This window comes from Pseudoalteromonas sp. MSK9-3 (genome assembly GCF_003590335.1).
Taxonomy (GTDB): Bacteria; Pseudomonadota; Gammaproteobacteria; order Enterobacterales; family Alteromonadaceae; genus Pseudoalteromonas.
Genome location: NZ_MIET01000012.1, coordinates 60,932 through 77,824 on the forward strand (window position 1 = coordinate 60,932; position 16,893 = coordinate 77,824).

The 16,893-nt window shown below is 41.6% G+C and carries 11 protein-coding genes and 1 rRNA gene; 6 read left to right on the forward strand and 6 right to left on the reverse strand.

All coding sequences use genetic code 11. The features are described 5' to 3' along the window. The first annotated feature begins 163 nt into the window (after positions 1-163). Positions 164-2,779, forward strand: coding sequence for a GGDEF and EAL domain-containing protein (locus tag BGP78_RS05595; protein WP_259386177.1), 2,616 nt, complete (start codon positions 164-166; stop codon positions 2,777-2,779). On the opposite strand, the gene BGP78_RS05600 is transcribed toward BGP78_RS05595, so the two are convergent. Then, positions 2,776-3,612, reverse strand: coding sequence for a tetratricopeptide repeat protein (locus tag BGP78_RS05600; RefSeq protein WP_119860487.1), 837 nt, complete (start codon positions 3,610-3,612; stop codon positions 2,776-2,778). The genes BGP78_RS05595 and BGP78_RS05600 overlap by 4 nt on opposite strands. 166 nt (positions 3,613-3,778) lie before the next feature. Continuing rightward, positions 3,779-5,167, reverse strand: a complete 1,389-nt coding sequence (locus BGP78_RS05605; RefSeq protein WP_119860488.1) for a M20/M25/M40 family metallo-hydrolase — start codon at positions 5,165-5,167, stop codon at positions 3,779-3,781. A 155-nt stretch (positions 5,168-5,322) separates the two neighbouring features. Here BGP78_RS05605 and dbpA point away from each other — a divergent pair, with 155 nt between their 5' ends. Next, entirely contained in the window at positions 5,323-6,711 is a 1,389-nt protein-coding gene (dbpA, locus tag BGP78_RS05610; RefSeq protein WP_119860489.1) for an ATP-dependent RNA helicase DbpA, read from the forward strand. Here the strand turns inward: dbpA and BGP78_RS05615 are convergent. After that, the gene (locus tag BGP78_RS05615) at positions 6,701-7,279 is read right to left on the reverse strand and encodes a DNA-J related domain-containing protein (protein ID WP_119860490.1); all 579 of its coding nucleotides are present in this window, start codon (positions 7,277-7,279) and stop codon (positions 6,701-6,703) included. The two genes, dbpA and BGP78_RS05615, sit on opposite strands and share 11 nt — an antisense overlap. Before the next feature lie 71 nt (positions 7,280-7,350). On the opposite strand from BGP78_RS05615, the gene BGP78_RS05620 reads away from it, so the two are divergent. Further along, positions 7,351-10,191: an ATP-binding protein gene (locus BGP78_RS05620; protein ID WP_119860491.1), complete on the forward strand. Its 2,841-nt coding sequence runs from the start codon at positions 7,351-7,353 to the stop codon at positions 10,189-10,191. Here BGP78_RS05620 and BGP78_RS23020 read toward each other — a convergent pair. The 3 genes from BGP78_RS23020 to trxA form a co-directional block, all read right to left on the reverse strand. Beyond that, a complete protein-coding gene (locus BGP78_RS23020) occupies positions 10,168-11,430 on the reverse strand; it encodes a methyl-accepting chemotaxis protein (protein ID WP_119860492.1) in 1,263 nt (420 codons plus the stop codon). The two genes, BGP78_RS05620 and BGP78_RS23020, sit on opposite strands and share 24 nt — an antisense overlap. Positions 11,431-11,557: 127 nt before the next feature. After that, positions 11,558-12,817, reverse strand: coding sequence for a transcription termination factor Rho (gene rho, locus BGP78_RS05630; protein WP_010366945.1), 1,260 nt, complete (start codon positions 12,815-12,817; stop codon positions 11,558-11,560). Positions 12,818-13,023: 206 nt separating this feature from the next. Next, positions 13,024-13,350 carry a thioredoxin TrxA gene (gene trxA / locus BGP78_RS05635; protein WP_119860493.1) on the reverse strand — a complete coding sequence of 109 codons (327 nt, stop codon included), beginning with the start codon at positions 13,348-13,350 and terminating at the stop codon, positions 13,024-13,026. 91 nt (positions 13,351-13,441) lie between these two features. Between trxA and rhlB the strand changes: the two genes are divergently transcribed. The 3 genes from rhlB to BGP78_RS05650 form a co-directional block, all read left to right on the forward strand. Further along, the gene (gene rhlB, locus BGP78_RS05640) at positions 13,442-14,716 is read left to right on the forward strand and encodes an ATP-dependent RNA helicase RhlB (RefSeq protein ID WP_119860494.1); all 1,275 of its coding nucleotides are present in this window, start codon (positions 13,442-13,444) and stop codon (positions 14,714-14,716) included. 41 nt (positions 14,717-14,757) lie between these two features. Continuing rightward, positions 14,758-16,257, forward strand: a complete 1,500-nt coding sequence (gppA, locus tag BGP78_RS05645) for a guanosine-5'-triphosphate,3'-diphosphate diphosphatase (RefSeq protein ID WP_119860495.1) — start codon at positions 14,758-14,760, stop codon at positions 16,255-16,257. 554 nt (positions 16,258-16,811) lie between these two features. Further along, positions 16,812-16,893 (forward strand): 16S ribosomal RNA (locus BGP78_RS05650); the annotation flags it as partial.

The following is a 16,893-nucleotide window of genomic DNA, read 5'->3' on the forward strand; positions in this document are numbered from 1 at the left end:
TGAAATGGCAGCTAAAGCTGTTATACGTACCTAATAGCGTTAGGCTCAACTGTGTCGATAATTAATGCTTTATTTCATATTGTGCAATACTTAAGAATTGGCGTATTTTCATCGAGGTCGCTTTGCACTATAGTCTTTATCTGGGCCTAATTTGTATACGGTGGTGGCTGGATTGAAAATAAGTACAACAATAATCAGTATCGCTTTGTTACTTTCTTGTAGTATCTCAAAAGCATTGGATTTACCGTGGCAGGTTTTTCGTAATAATAGCGCGGTGATGTTAATTATAGACCCTAATTCAGGGCAAATTACGGCTGCAAATAACGCCGCTACTGAGTTTTATGGTTATGCAGAAAGTGAACTACTGACACTGCGAATTCAAGATATCAATCAGTTTACAGCAGAGCAAGTTGCGATTGAGCGCAAAAATGCGGTAGCCGAAGGGCGTAACTATTTCATTTTTCGTCATCAATTAGCTGACCAATCTATTCGTACAGTAAGTGTACACTCAGTGCCTTTTCGCGATAAAAATAACGAGATTCAATTATTTTCAATTGTTCACGATATTAGTGAGCAACGATTTTTACAACAATCACTGTGGCATTATCAGGCTAATTTAGAGCAGCAAGTTGCGCTACAAACACAAGAAATTAAGCAAGTTAACCAATCGCAAACCTTATTATTCAGTGTAGCTATTGTGGTCTTGTGCGCTGCAACATTGGTGTTGGGGGTATTTTTAATGCGGTTACGCCGTGCTAAAAAACGTTCGGAGTCTCAAGGGGCAAGATTAAGCGCTATTTTTGATGCGATTGGAGATTACTTAATTTTTACCAATGATAATGGCAATATTTTATCGGCTAATTCACGGGTGAGTGATGACTTCACGTTTACACAAGGTGCACTGAACGAGTCAATCACTCAGTTATTTTCTGGGATAGGATGTTTGCCTGATGCACCCTATGCGAACAGAGAGTGCCAAGTAAAAGTGAAGGGCCAGTTTCGTTCTTTCAACGTGACTAAAAATGATGTAAGAGATGGTAAAAATCAGCGTTTAGGTTTCATTTACGTACTGCAAGATATTACGGTGCGTTTAGAAAATGAGCGTGAGCAACGTTTAGCCAGCACGGTGTTTTCAACAACCAGTGAAGGCGTATTGGTATCTGATAAAGATAATAAAATTCAGATGGTGAATCGTGCTTTTAGCCAAATAACAGGGTATCGCCAAGAAGAGGTGCTCGGGGAGTCACCCGCTTTATTTAATTCTGGCAGACATGGCCCAACTTTTTTTAGTCAGCTTTACAGCGATTTACACGAACATGGGCATTGGGAAGGAGAAATTTGGAATCGGCGTAAAAGCGGAGAAGTTTATCCGAGTTGGTTGCAAGTGTCAGCGGTGTTTGATGATGAGCAGAATATTGAAATGTATGTCGCATTATTTAACGACATCACCTCGCGGAAAAATCATGAACAAATGATGTGGCAGCAGGCTAATTTTGACACGTTAACGGGCCTTGCTAACCGGTTACACTTTCACGAACAATTTGATCATACGCTCGAACGAGCCAAAACACACGCTAGCCGATTGGCGATTTGCTTCATTGATTTAGACAGATTTAAAGCAGTAAACGATACACTCGGCCATCATATTGGTGATTTGTTGTTAATCGAGGCAGCACAGCGCTTAAAAGAGTGTACGCGCAGCTCTGACATTGTTGCTCGACTGGGTGGGGATGAATTTGCACTTTTACTACCTGATATTGATACGATTAGTGATATAGAAAAAATAGCCAATAAAGTGCTACAACAATTATCGGCCCCGTTTGAACTTGAGGGCCATGAAACTTTTGTATCCGGCAGTATGGGCATTACCTTTTTTCCTGATGATGGGAATGATAGAAAGGCATTATTACGTAATGCAGACAGTGCAATGTATAAAGCCAAAGAGCATGGCCGTAACTGTTATCAGTTTTATACTGCAGCGATGCACGAACATGCACAGGCTCGGCGCCAATTAGAAGGGGCATTGCATAAAGCGCTTTCTAATCAGGAATTCAGTATTTTTTATCAACCTATTATCAGTGTGGATGGTCAGCATATTGGTTCAGAGGCGTTATTACGCTGGCATAACAAAGAGCTAGGGAGTGTTCCTCCTGATAAGTTCATCCCCATTTGTGAAGAACTTGGCTTGATTATCACTATAGGGGAGTGGGTGTTATATCAAGCTTGCTCACAAGCGAAAGCTTGGTGTGACCGCATTCAGCAATCATTTTTTGTGACGGTGAACGTATCGAGTATTCAGTTTCAGCGTGCCGACATGGCGCAGGTGATAGGTCGAGTACTGCAAGAGACAGGGTTAGCGAGTCACTGTTTAACCATAGAGATCACAGAAACCGTGTTAGCAGATAACTCACAGAATATTTTACACCAGCTTAAGACGTTGCGTGCTATGGGAGTTGAACTGGCTATTGATGACTTTGGTACAGGGTATTCGTCTTTGAGTTATTTAAAACGTTTTCCGTTGTCGAAATTGAAAATCGATCGTGCATTTATCCGAGACTTGCCTGATGACCTAGAAGACAGGGCATTGGTCAAAGCGATTATTTCAATGGCCGGTAATTTAAATCTCACAGTGGTGGCAGAAGGCGTTGAAACACAACCTCAGCTAGATTTTTTGCGAACTTTACAGTGTGATTATAGCCAAGGCTATTTGCACAGTAAGCCGATCCCAGCACTAGAATTTGAGGATTGGCTGACTGAACACGTTGTTGAGTCACCTTAGTGTATATCGCTCAGTGTCTGTGATTTACAATAGAGAGGCTGACTTTCACAAAGTAGGGTTAAAGCGTGTTGCGCCCGTTGGTGTCCTTGCAGTGCAGCCTTTTGGTACCAGTAATACGCTTGTGTAAGGTTTATGGTGGTTCCTTCACCGAGCTCAAACATTCCTGCCAAGTTGTATTGCGCCCATGCATCACCGGCTTTGGCGGCAGTGTTAAACGCAGCCAGTGCGAGGGTAAAATCTTTTTGCTGATATAAGCGGATCCCTTCGTTATTGTGCACAGTTAGGCCAATATCTGACGTGATTTTATGATTAATCGGCAGCGGCTTTTGGCGCTGTTTTACAATGCCACCCATGACATAAATATCTCTCGCTCGATAGGCATCATCTATCGCATCAATTTCGAAAAGTGGGGCGAGCTTTAGGCGTTCAAAAGTAAGGCGTTCAGAACGAAAAAAACTATCTAGCATGAGAGAGTCTAATTTGATTGCACGTATGGCATCACGTTTGCGTCGGTAAGTTATATCACTTTGTGCCAACACAACTTGATTTTCTCCCACTTGTCGTACTTGAGCGATACGATATTGCGGTTGATATTGTCGCTCAGTTTGAATGCGGCCTACGTCAACAATATAGACATCATCAATTTTAGGGCTTTGTAAAAGTTGCTGCTGTAGCACAATACTTTGTGTATGAGAGACGTACATATAGCCTGCGCCCAGTATTAATAATATAAGTAATAAATAGCGAGAATGCTTTACCACGATGCGTTCAATAATATCGTGCAGGGAAAAGAGGCATTGCAGAATCGGTGAGAGCCATGTAGTTAAGGCCATATCATTTCTCTTTTATAATGAATGAAGTAAAAGCTAAATAGTATAAAAATCAATCATGTCGGACAATGCTTCTTGCTCTGTAAAGTGTAAGCGTTTGTAACGTGGGTGCAGTCAGTAGTAGCTATGAATAAGCCTACTACTGACAGGGTATATCAGGGGAGTGAGATTATTTTCCTGATATTTTTGTTTTAGCATCTGCGGCCATCATGGCGAACACGGCATAAGCGGCGGTATTTTGTTGGAGTTTTTTAGGGTCAACCTTATCCAATGTATCGTCAGCTGTATGGTGATAATCAAAGTAATCGGTACCATCTTGATGTAACGCAAATATAGGAGCTGATGTGGTGTTTTTAAGTGGAATTAAATCAGGGCCACCACGCGCTGTATTTTTACGAATATATTTTACATTCAATGGCGCTAACTGTTTGGCGATTTCACGGACAACTGGCAGTGCATCGGCGGCAACATTAGATTCAAAGCCGTATACGACGTCAGCGCCAAAGTCAGACTCTGCGGCAGCGACGATATTATCGAGCGTCTTTTCATGACGCTTAAAGTAGGCTTTTGCACCCCATAGACCAAGTTCTTCTGCGGCAAATAAAACCACTCGAACACTGCGTTTGGGACGTTTTACATCACTGATATGTTTTGCTGCAGCCATGGTTAATGCCACGCCAGCGCCATCATCTAGCGCGCCGGTACCAAGGTCCCAAGAATCGAGGTGACCACCAATCAGCACATATTGTTCAGGGTGTGTGGTGCCATTGAATTGACCAATGACGTTATAGCTGGTGCCTTCGCCTAAGTCTTCAGTTTGAATATTCAGCTTTACCTGTACTTTATGGCCATTTTTAAATAAACGAGCGAGTTGGTCCGCATCTGGATTAGCCACGGCCGTAGCTGGGATTTTGGTCACGCCAGTTTTGTAATGACTCCCACCTGTGTGCGCAAAGCGATGATGGCTGGTGCTCACTGAGCGCATCATGTAAGCGATGGCCCCTTTTTTGGCCGCTTCTACTGCGCCACTATTTCGGGCTTTTACCGCAGGCCCATAGCCATTGCCGTCGATGTGGCGATTCATACGATAGTTAATAAATGCGATTTTGCCTTTTAAGCTCCCCTCAGGCGAAGCAATGAGTTCATCTAAAGTTTCAAAAAATACCACATCAGCTTGTATGCCTGATTTAGGTGTGCTCACACTATTTCCTAGCGCCGTTAAGTGCAGTGGTTGTTCACTTGGTGTGATGATTGACGCTGACTCGTGGTATCGACGCCAATGTGGAAAGGTTGCAGGCTCAATCCATACTTTATCGAAGCCCAATGCCTTAAATTGTGCTTGTGCCCACTCAACTGCTTTTTTATCATTTTCGGTGCCCGGCAAACGCGGACCAATTTCTGTGGTTAAAGACTCAAGGATCTGCCAACTCAAATCACTATTCATTGCCGCTTCACGCACTTGTGCAACTTGTTGAATTTGTTCTGGTGAAAACTCTTGAGCGTGAACTGTGCTAGAGATACAACTCACTAAACATAACGTACTAAATAGTTTTTTCATGATGTCCTTGGTATTACAGCTGAGTACAAAACATTATTGTGGCATTAACAAAAGGTGATGCAAACGTAAATGAGATCAAATACTGTGCACTGCGATATTCGTAGCGCATTTAATCTGCTAAAATTGGGCATATTTTTTATTGATGAGATAGTACCGTGAGCGCAACCGCTTTTAACACTTTGCCTTTAGAGCAGGCACTTTTAGATACCGTGAGTGATTTGGGTTATAAAAACATGACCCCTGTGCAAGCACAAAGTTTGCCAGTCATATTATCTGGAAAAGATGTCATTGCCCAAGCCAAAACGGGTTCTGGCAAAACGGCAGCGTTCAGCTTAGGCGTACTATCTCGCTTGAATGTCGCACGTTTTCGTATTCAAGGGTTGGTATTATGCCCGACACGAGAGTTGGCTGAGCAGGTTGCGACTGAAATGCGCAAATTGGCACGCGGTATTCACAATATTAAAATTCTAACTTTATGTGGCGGTGTGCCCATTGGTCCACAAATTGGGTCGTTAGAACATGGCGCACATATCATTGTTGGCACGCCTGGACGTATTGAAGATCACTTATTTAAAGGCACGCTTAACTTTAATGAAGTTTCGACGTTAGTGCTCGATGAAGCCGACCAAATGCTTGATATGGGCTTTGCCGATGCACTTGATAACATCGTGAGCTACTTACCAAGCGATCGTCAAAACCTCATGTTTAGCGCGACCTTTCCAAAGCGTATTGAAGCGATCTCAGAGCGTGTCATGGATCAACCTGAAATGGTGAAGGTTGAAGACCAAGTCGTTAACACCAGTATTAAACAACTGTTTTATAAGTTAGACAATAACAAGCTGCGGTTTAATACCTTACGTTTATTACTATTACAAAATAAACCGCAAAGTTGTGTGGTGTTTTGTAATACCAAGGTTGAAACACAAAAAGTATGTGACGACTTACAAGATGCGGCATTTAATGCGGTGGCACTGCATGGTGACCTAGAACAACGCGACCGCGAACAGACTCTCATTCGCTTTGCTAATAAAAGTGCGTCTATTTTGGTGGCCACTGACGTAGCTGCTCGGGGCTTAGATATTGACGATATGGATATGGTGATCAATTACCATTTAGCGCATGATGCACAAACGCATGTTCACCGTGTTGGCCGTACAGGGCGTGGTGGTAAGAAAGGCCTTGCTTGCTCAATTTACGGTGAGAGTGAAGAGTTTAAAGTGGCTCAAATTGGGGATGTGTATGACCGAGACTTTGAACCTTCTCCGGTGCCAGCGCATAGTTTATTAGATAAAGCACCGTACAAACCTGAAATGATCACCTTACAAATAGACGGTGGTAAAAAGCAAAAAGTACGTCCTGGTGATATCGTTGGCAGTTTAACCGGTGAGCAAGGGATCGCATTTGCACAAATTGGTAAAATCAATGTGTTAGACAATACAGCGTATGTTGCGGTCGCCAGAGATGCCTCTAAGCCCGCTTTTAGAAAGCTCAGTGAGGGTAAGCTGAAAGGGCGTAAATTTAGGGTGCGCCGAATTAATCACTAGCCGCTGATTTCAGCTTGATATATTCATCGTGTAACCTTTTAAAAACCTCGCCTCCAGCGGGGTTTTTATCTGGGTGCGAGGCTAATGCGTGTTGCCGCCACTTTTTACTGAGCTGCTTTTGTGTAAAGGGGTAAGGAAGTTGCCAAGCTTGACACAAAGCCTGCAATTGAGTTTCAGTGATAGGCTTCACCTTATTTTTAGTGTGTAACGTCTGCCAAAAGTGTGTCAGTAAATCTTCTATCTCTTGTGTACTGGTATCATAATTACGCCAATCTAAATAATAGTCTTTCAATGGGCTATCAATCATTAATTGCTTGTCGAGCTTACTGCTTAAATAAATACTCATGCTGTCGATATGCAAATATTGCTGGGACTGAAGTAACTCTGTTTGTAGTTGAAAGAGTGCATTCATAACCAAAAAGTTTCTTTTAAAGAGCGATTTGTTCGGTTCGTCATCGAGTGGCGGTAAATTCCCTTGCTGTGTCAGTATTGCGGCTAAAGTATGAACTTTAAATACTTTACCCCCAGAGAGTTCGGTAAATATAATATCTAGCAGTGGGTTGAACATTGTTCGATCTTTTCAGTTAGTGTATCTTCACCTTAACACGATTAAATTTCGCATTTCAACGAGGGTCAAGGATGACGGGTATTTCAGGTTTACGCCTTATTTGGTTACTACTTTTTATGGGCGTAACCATGTCATGGAGTACAGGAGCGACAACTGCCCCAACGTCTCTAAACGATAAATTGATGGCATTAGATGATATGTCATCATGGCAACATGTAGCCAAAGCAGGTGAGCAATTGCGGGGGCACCCGAACCTTTCACCAAAGCAACTTCAATCACTTATCGAAAGCCTTGGTCGTCAGGCATTAAAATACCAACAATATACGATTGCTACCCAATATTTCTTTGAGTTGGAACAACTGACCGAACATGCTCCGCTCAGTGATGCTTTTTATTTCAGCGTAAAGTTTCAAGGTGTCGCTACTTATTTCCAAGGGCACTTTATTCAAGCAGCTACGCTTTATCATCGTGCCTTAAATGTGGCCACTGAACGTGATAATCCATTAGAAATTGCCAATATACACAGTAATTTAGGCCTCACATATATGCAGACACATCAATTGGACTTGTCGATTATTCATTATGTGGCAGCACACCAACTCTATGAAATTCATGGTGATAAACAGGACGAGGCTGATATTATGCTGAATCTTTCAGGGGTGTATATTCAGCAATATCGCTATGCCGTTGCTGAAAAAATATTATTACGTGCAATTAAGTTATTCATTGAACTAGAAGATGACTATGGTACGGCATTGTCGCAAGCAAACTTAGGTGTGATTTATAGGTTCACGGAGCGCTGGGAACTGTCTCGGGTAAATCAAATGGCTGCAATAGCTTATTATGAGTCAACCGAAAGCTGGCAACACCTGAGCATAGAGTATGCAAATTTGGCAACTTTGAGCTTGCATGAAGGCAAAATTGAGCAAAGTTTAACGGAAGCAAATTTTGCATTGTATTATGCAGAACAAGTAGATAGCCTCGGTGGACGTAGAGAGACTTTGTACCCATTCTCTCAAGCGCTGTTCGCTCGAGGAGAGTACAAGCAAGCGAGAGAAAGTACACTTGAATTTATTGCTCTTTCTCAAGAAACAGGGGCAGCACGTAGGGAAAAAGATGGCTATTTGTTATTGTCTTTTATTCAAGCTGCCTTAGATAAACCACAGCAAGCACTCGCAAGTTATCGAACATATCATAAGCTCTCAGAAGAGCTATTGAGCAGAAGCTTAAGTAAAAAATTAGAACAGTATCAAGCTACGGTTGCGGAAAATGAACTCAATCAAGAAATAAAAACGCTGAAGCAATATCAAGCATTACAAAAGTTACAGATAGAGCAACGAGAACAGCTGGTGTGGCTAGGTGTGTTATTAGTACTTTCTCTGGGGATTGCTGGTATTAGCATATATCGCAAGAGGGTATTGCAACACACCAAAACTGAATTGAGTCGTCAGGTAGCGCAGCGTACAGCACAACTACAGCAAGTAGCGGACGAATTGCGAGAAGCAAATCAAGTTAAAAGCCAGTTTTTGGCTAATATTAGCCATGAAATACGTACGCCACTGACCTCTATTTTGGGGCATACAGAAGCTTTATTGTTAGATCATCAAAGAGATAGCGCATTACAAGAGTCACTGAAGGTTGTACATAGACAAGGTGAGCATTTACGTGAATTGATTTGTGATGTGTTAGATTTGAGTAAAATAGAAGCGTTGCAATTTGAATTAGAATTAAGCGAGTTTGAACTTGATGGCTTGATCACCGATATTAGCGATATGTTTCAGCATGCCTGTGTACAAAAAGGCTTAAAGTTCATTATTCATAATCAATTGCTTGATACATATTTAGTTGAACTTGACTATATACGCATAAAACAAGTGCTTATAAACTTATTGGGCAACGCAGTAAAATTCACTGAGCAAGGCTGTGTTGAATTAACGGTATCAGTTTCAGATGGGTCTGTATTATTTATTGTCGAAGATAGCGGCATTGGTATGGACGAGAGATATTTGAATAGTATCTTTGATTGTTTCCAACAGGGGGATAATAGCATCTCTCGTCGCTTTGGTGGTTCAGGGTTAGGGTTGTCTTTGTCTCAACAGCTCATTGATATGATGGGTGGGAAAATAAGTGTTGAAAGTACATTACATAAAGGGAGTAAGTTTTCAGTCGAGATCCCGTGCCTTGCGAAGCCATATGTTGGAAGTTCAAAACAAGAAATAGCAGCAGATACGCTCGATGGTTTATCAGGTAAAGTCTTAATTGCGGAAGATCATTCAGATAATCGCGCATTATTTTCACGTTTAGTATCAAATATGGGACCTGAGGTGTTTATTGCTAACAATGGTGAAACTGCCATCGAAGTATGCTTATCTGAGTTTCCTGATTTGGTATTGATGGACATACAAATGCCAAAAGTAGACGGCTTAGAAGCGTTCAGAATTTTGCGACAAGCTGGGTTTGACGGGCCGATTTATGCATTAACTGCCAATGTGATGGCACGAGAAATAAAAGGTTATTTAGAGCATGGTTTCACGGGACATATTGGCAAACCTGTAAACACTAAATTATTACACCAAATTTTGTCAAAACATCTAGAGCATAAAGAGTGTTATACACCCCATATGCAGATTGATATGTCAGATCTGACGGCGAGCTTTTTAGAGACGTTAGAAGAAGAGCGATATAATATAGTCGACTTATGGGAAAGTAATCAAACACAGTCCCTAAAAAATGCATGCCACCGCCTTGCCGGTGCCGCGATCACTTTTGGGTTTCATGATATTGCGCATACAGCGAAGCAATTGGATCATGTGTTATCGACACCAGACCACACTCAGGCACAACATTTGTACCTGATTTTATGTGATGAGTTAAAGTTAGCAGCGGCCTCAGAACAGCTCAATATCGTTTGAATCATTGTTTTGCATCATCATTTCCTCATCAATCACGATTTTATGAAGCCGAGTTTCATCTGCGCGTTGGTTGTGATCAAGTAAAGTAGAATCGACTTTGAATATTGAAAGTTTCGCATGGATACTGCGTGCTAAATTAATTAAATCATTGCTAGATACCGCTTGTATTTGAGAGCTATTGAGTGCGTCGGAGTTGAGCTCTATAAGAGAATCTATGCTGGTTTGAGCTTCGTCAGACACTGCTTTTTGGCGACTGACTTGCTCATGTATACTCTGCGATAAAGTATTGATATCTAACATTGCTTGTTCAATTTGATCTACTTCTAAGGTAGATGCTTGTGATAAAGACACTGTGGTTTGTGTTTCTCCCAAGGCTGCCAACATGAGGTTGTGCGCACTGTCTGTGCCAGCTTGAATTTTAGAGACCATATCACGTACTTGCTGGGTCGACTGACTAGTTCGAGCTGCTAGACTACGCACCTCGTCGGCGACGACAGCAAAGCCTCTGCCTTGTTCGCCTGCGCGTGCGGCCTCAATAGCAGCATTTAATGCAAGCAAGTTTGTTTGTTCGGCAATAGAGTTGATCACATCAATCACTGAGCTGATAGCATCGCTATCGACTTTCAGTGCTTCTATTTGTGTACTGGTTGCTTGAATGTTTTCAGCAAGACTCATTAAACTTTCTTGGCTTTTACCTGTATCGACGCGGGTTTTCTTGACTGCTTTTGTGGCTTCATCCACTGAGCTGTAAATTTTATCTAAATTTTCATCTAATTCTCGTGCGACTGTGATCATCCGGTTGAAAGAGACCTCTAAGTCAGTGCCGTGGGCATGCTGAATAGTCGCTTTTTGTGTCATTGATGAATATGTATCACGTAAGCTATCAGCCATAGGAGATAAACGAGATGATGAATAATAGACCTCGCCAATTAAATGCTCGATGGTCGCTAGGCTGGCATTAATGGCTAAACAGGCCGGTGGAATGTTGGGAGTGTTTTCGTCAAACCGATAGGTGAGGTCAATGTTGTCATCTTTTAATAATGCAGCCACTAATTTACTCAAATATGGCGTACTTGCATTGCCTCTGCTGATGTACTTCACCAATATGATTGCGGTTAGCGCTGAAACGATCAAAAGCGTGATAGTTACAGCCCATGGCAATGAAAAAGTTATCATAACAATGAATATACAAAGGCAATTGGCAGTAAAGTACCAAGCAATGAGGTGTTGAGGTTTCATGAGTGGGTAAGTCCTTGCTAAAACGACTAAACGACCCTCTAGGTATAGAACAAAAACCGCTATCCTTCCATTTATTTTAGGCATAAAAAAACCTGCATAAGCAGGTTTTTATTATTGATTTAAAACGTTATTTACGACGCATCAAATCAAAGAATTCATCGTTAGTTTTACTCATTGATAACTTATCAATTAAGAATTCCATCGCATCAATTTCACTCATTTCATGTACGATCTTACGTAAGATCCACATTTTTTGCAGCTCATCTGCTTTGGTAAGTAACTCTTCGCGACGGGTACCTGAACGGTTAAAGTCAATCGCAGGGAATACACGCTTTTCAGCAATCTTACGGTTAAGGTGTAATTCCATGTTACCAGTCCCTTTAAACTCTTCGTAGATAACTTCATCCATTTTAGAGCCTGTGTCGATAAGGGCAGTTGCGACGATAGTTAAACTCCCCCCTTCTTCAACATTACGTGCTGCACCAAAGAAACGCTTTGGTTTGTGCAATGCATTCGCATCAACACCACCCGTTAGGACTTTACCTGATGATGGGATAACCGTATTGTATGCACGTGCTAGTCGAGTAATTGAATCGAGTAAGATGATAACGTCTTTCTTATGCTCAACTAAGCGCTTTGCTTTTTCGATAACCATTTCAGCCACTTGTACGTGACGATTAGCTGGTTCATCGAATGTTGAAGCGATGACTTCACCTTTTACTAGGCGCTGCATTTCTGTTACTTCTTCCGGACGCTCATCTATCAATAACACCATTAATGTAGCATCAGGGTTATTGTAAGTAATTGATTGAGCGATATTCTGTAGCAACATCGTTTTACCCGCTTTAGGCGGTGCGACGATCAGCGCTCGTTGACCTCGGCCAATCGGTGATGCTAAGTCTAATACGCGGGCAGTAATGTCTTCTTTACTGCCATTTCCGCGCTCCATAACAAAACGTTCGTTTGCATGAATTGGTGTTAAGTTCTCAAATAAAATCTTAGTACGAGAGTTTTCTGGTCTATCGAAATTAACTTCGTTTACTTTTAACAATGCAAAGTAGCGCTCGCCGTCTTTCGGTGGACGGATCAAGCCGCTAATGGTATCACCAGTACGCATACTAAAGCGTCTTATTTGACTTGGTGATACATAAATATCGTCTGGGCCAGCTAAGTAAGATGCTTCTGATGAGCGTAAAAAGCCGAAGCCATCTTGCAAAATTTCTAAAACTCCGCCGCCGTAAATATTCTCGCCGCTCTTAGCATGAGCTTTTAAAATAGCAAAAATAATATCTTGTTTTCTTAGACGTGCTACGTTCTCAAGTCCCATGGACTCGGCTAGTTTTACAAGTTCATTGATTGACTTGTCTTTCAGTTCGCGTAAATGCATATTGGTGGGTTCTTTATTACAATTGTCATTCTCGTAACAACGAGAGAGGTTGATTTGATACTACTAAGGTTTGTGGTTTTATAAACTAGCAGGTAGGCGGCTAGTCGTCCAGTCTTTAAACAAATTTTGTGTAAATAAAAATAAAAAATTAAAATTTGTTGAGTGAAATGACATCAATATACGCTGATATTGATGTCATTTTATACTTAGATGTTAGCGTCTAAAAACTCAATAAGCTGAGTTTTAGATAATGCGCCAACTTTAGTTGCAGCAACTGCACCGTCTTTGAATAGAAGAAGTGTAGGAATGCCACGGATACCGAACTTTGGTGGAGTGCCAGCATTTTGGTCAATGTTTAATTTACCAATGGTTACTTTGCCTTCATATTGGCTGGCCACTTCATCTAGAATTGGCGCAATCATTTTACACGGGCCACACCACTCAGCCCAGAAGTCTACTAGTACAGGCTGTGCTGATTTAAGTACATCAGCTTCGAAGCTGTCATCAGTTAGTTGAATAATTTTGTCGCTCATTACGCTCTCCGTTAGAATTAGGCGAATTATTTACTGCGTATTTAAACACTCTTGTTTCTTATTGCAAGTTTAAACGTTATGCTTAATTGCTATGACTAAGACACATTTGACCAATAATAAATTTTCTGACTTTGCTCTAGCTCCGGAAGTGGTCGCCGGATTAGCTGAGAATGGCTTCGAATATTGTACGCCAATCCAAGCAAAGTGTTTGCCTTTTATCTGCGATGGTCGTGATATTGCAGGCCAAGCTCAAACGGGAACAGGTAAAACTTTGGCTTTTTTAACAGCCACTTGTCACCGTTTGTTGCAAAATAAAGGTGTTTCCAGAAAGCACCCAAGAGCGCTGATCATGGCTCCCACTCGGGAGTTGGCGATTCAGATCCACAAAGATGCAAAAATCATCGCGCCACACTGTAATCTTAAACTAGGTTTGATATATGGTGGCGAAGATTACGAAAAACAACGGGTCCAACTGGAAAATGGTGTAGATATTTTAATTGGCACCACGGGTCGTTTAATCGATTTCTATAAACAAGGCGCATATAGCCTCAATGAAATCGAAGTTGTAGTACTAGATGAAGCTGATCGAATGTTTGATTTGGGTTTCATAAAAGATATCCGCTATTTATTTAATCGCATGCCAGATACAGCAGAGCGACTAAATTTACTCTTTTCAGCAACCTTGTCTTATCGCGTGCAAGAATTGGCTTTTGAGCACATGACTAACCCAGAACATGTTCAAATTGAGCCAGATGTAAAAACGGGTAAACTGATTGCAGAAGAGTTATTTCATCCATCGCATGATGACAAAATACCATTACTGCTTACGTTAATAGAAGAAGAATGGCCAGATAAAGCAATTGTATTTGCAAACACCAAACAAAGTTGTGAAAACGTGTATGCATGGCTCAAAGCAGATAAGCATCGAGTTGGTCTATTAACGGGTGATGTAAACCAGAAAAAGCGACAAGCAATTTTAGCGCAGTTCACTAAAGGTGATATTGACTTCTTAGTTGCCACTGATGTTGCAGCAAGAGGATTACATATACCAGAAGTGAGTCACGTATTTAACTTTGATTTACCTGATGACTGCGAAGATTATGTGCACCGAATTGGTCGTACAGGCCGTGCAGGAGCTTCTGGTAATGCGATTAGTTTTGCGTGTGAGCAATACGCCTATAATTTGCATGAAATTGAGCAGTATATTGAGCATGCGATCCCATTATCTCACTATGATAAGTCAGCATTACTCGATGATTTAACTAAACCGCACATACAACGAAAGCGTAACTACTCTTCGGGTCCTCAACGTAATCGTAGTAATAACGGACGTCGTCAAAATAGTCATCATAAACCACGCTCATAGTGTGGTTTATGAATACATGGTAGTAGCTAGAGGTATTTAGAGTGGGGCAAGATTTTCCACAAAGTAATGTGTTCGCTGTTATAGATTTAGGCTCTAACAGCTTCCATATGTTAATTGCTAAACATATGGCGGGCGGTATTCATACTATTGGTCGAGTTAAACGCAAAGTGCGTTTGGCCGCAGGGCTGAATGAAAAGAATGTGCTGTCTGTAGAGGCGATGGAGCGAGGCTGGGAGTGCTTAGCGCTTTTTGCCGAGCGCTTACAAGATATTCCGGCGCAAAATATCAGCATTGTAGCAACCGCGACATTGCGATTGGCGACAAACTCGGATCACTTTAAATCTGAAGCAGAGCGTATTTTAGGTCACAAAATTAATGTGATCAGTGGAGAGCTTGAAGCTAAAACGATTTACAAAGGTGTGGCACATACGTCGGCATGTCAAGGTCGACAACTTGTGATCGATATTGGTGGCGCCAGTACTGAAGTGGTAATTGGTCAGGGTTTCAGTGCTGAGCTTTATAAAAGTCTAGATATGGGGTGTGTTACTTTCCTAGAAAAGTACTTTTGTGATGGCACCTTAAGTAAAAACAATTTTGATAAAGCAATAGCCGCGGCTGCGACAGTGATTGCTCCGATACAATCTCAATACATCGATATGGGTTGGGAGTTAGCTATCGGTGCGTCTGGTACTATTCAAGCAATTCAAGAAATATTAGCCGCTTCGGGCGAAAGTGAAGTGTTGACACTTGAGCGCTTACTGGCAATTCAAAAACAAACTATGCAGTATGCAAGCATTGCGCAGCTACAGCTTCCAGGCTTGAGTGAAGAGCGACGTCTTGTATTTGTTTCTGGATTGGCGATTTTAATTGCTTTGTTTCGAAGTTTAGAAATCCAACAAATGGGTCTTGCTGGAGGGGCGCTGCGTGAAGGTGTGCTATATAGCATGATATCCGATTTTCAAAATACGGATATTCGCAATCGCACATTAGATGGCTTCACTGAACGTTACCATGTTGATAAACGTCAAGCTCAACGTGTGGCGGAGCTGAGTGTGAAGTTAGCTAAGCAGTTAGCGCAATCTTGGCAGTTGGACATGGCATATATAACACCCATTTTAACAGCCGTAGCACATTTGCATGAAATAGGCCTCGTGGTTGACTATAAACAATACCATCAACACAGCGCGTATATTTTGAATAATACCGGCATGCCAGGGTTTAGCAAAACAGAGAAACAATTGATTGTAGCGCTTACCTTAGGCCACCGTGCTGATTTAAGTTCAAAGTTGTTCACCGGACTTGGCAGTCAAACCTTATTAGCGACTAGATTGATCCGTTTAACCAGGTTAGCGGTTATTCTATCTATGAGGCGTAAAGATGATGTCTTGGCCGACTTTGTTGTAACGATGGACAAAGCTGATCATTTACACTTCTCATTTGCAGGTCAGTGGTTATCTGAGCACCCACTTATGTTAAGTGAGCTAGAGCAAGAAGCAACTTATCAACATAGAATGTCATGGCAATTGACGATAGAGCGCTAACTTAGCGCTTTTTTGTATGTATATGCAGCGTTTTGGCTCTTTTAGCCTGCTTTTTGTTCGAACAGTCTGTTTTTGTCATTGTTTTGTAATAAAGCGCTTGCGCTTTTTCTCCATCTCCCTATAATGCGACCCCACTGACACGGAGCGCTACGCTAACTTAGCAAAGCAAAGCAAAACGAAGTCAGCGTCAAGTAAAACTTAGCTTTAAAAACTTATTTAAAATTAAGTGTTGACAAAAAAATAGGAAAGCGTAGTATGCGCAGCCCTAGCGAGATAAAGCAAAGCGCTTAATTATCGCCCTGTTTTAAACAGGAACTGTTCTTTAAAAATATGAAGCAATCATCTGTGTGGGCACTCGTACAGATTGAGTTCTAACAGCGAACCTTCTTTCTTAGATTGAAGTGACGCAAAAAATTTAGAGTCTCAATTGAACTGAGTGACCAACGGAAACAAGTTTACTTGTTTCAGCACAGTCAATTCGATTTCGAAAGAAATCAAAATCAGAATTCAATGAGCACGAAGCACTTTCTAGTAAAGGGTTTCAACAAAACTTTTAATTGAAGAGTTTGATCATGGCTCAGATTGAACGCTGGCGGCAGGCCTAACACATGCAAGTCGAGCGGTAACAGAGATAGC

Coding starts and splice junctions, on each gene's coding strand:
- BGP78_RS05600 (WP_119860487.1), bottom strand. CDS start 3,612: ATGGCCTTAACTACATGGCTCTCACCGATTCTGCAATGCCTCTTTTCC.
- BGP78_RS05605 (WP_119860488.1), bottom strand. CDS start 5,167: ATGAAAAAACTATTTAGTACGTTATGTTTAGTGAGTTGTATCTCTAGC.
- BGP78_RS05615 (WP_119860490.1), bottom strand. CDS start 7,279: ATGTTCAACCCACTGCTAGATATTATATTTACCGAACTCTCTGGGGGT.
- BGP78_RS05620 (WP_119860491.1), top strand. CDS start 7,351: ATGACGGGTATTTCAGGTTTACGCCTTATTTGGTTACTACTTTTTATG.
- BGP78_RS23020 (WP_119860492.1), bottom strand. CDS start 11,430: ATGAAACCTCAACACCTCATTGCTTGGTACTTTACTGCCAATTGCCTT.
- rho (WP_010366945.1), bottom strand. CDS start 12,817: ATGCATTTACGCGAACTGAAAGACAAGTCAATCAATGAACTTGTAAAA.
- trxA (WP_119860493.1), bottom strand. CDS start 13,350: ATGAGCGACAAAATTATTCAACTAACTGATGACAGCTTCGAAGCTGAT.
- rhlB (WP_119860494.1), top strand. CDS start 13,442: ATGACTAAGACACATTTGACCAATAATAAATTTTCTGACTTTGCTCTA.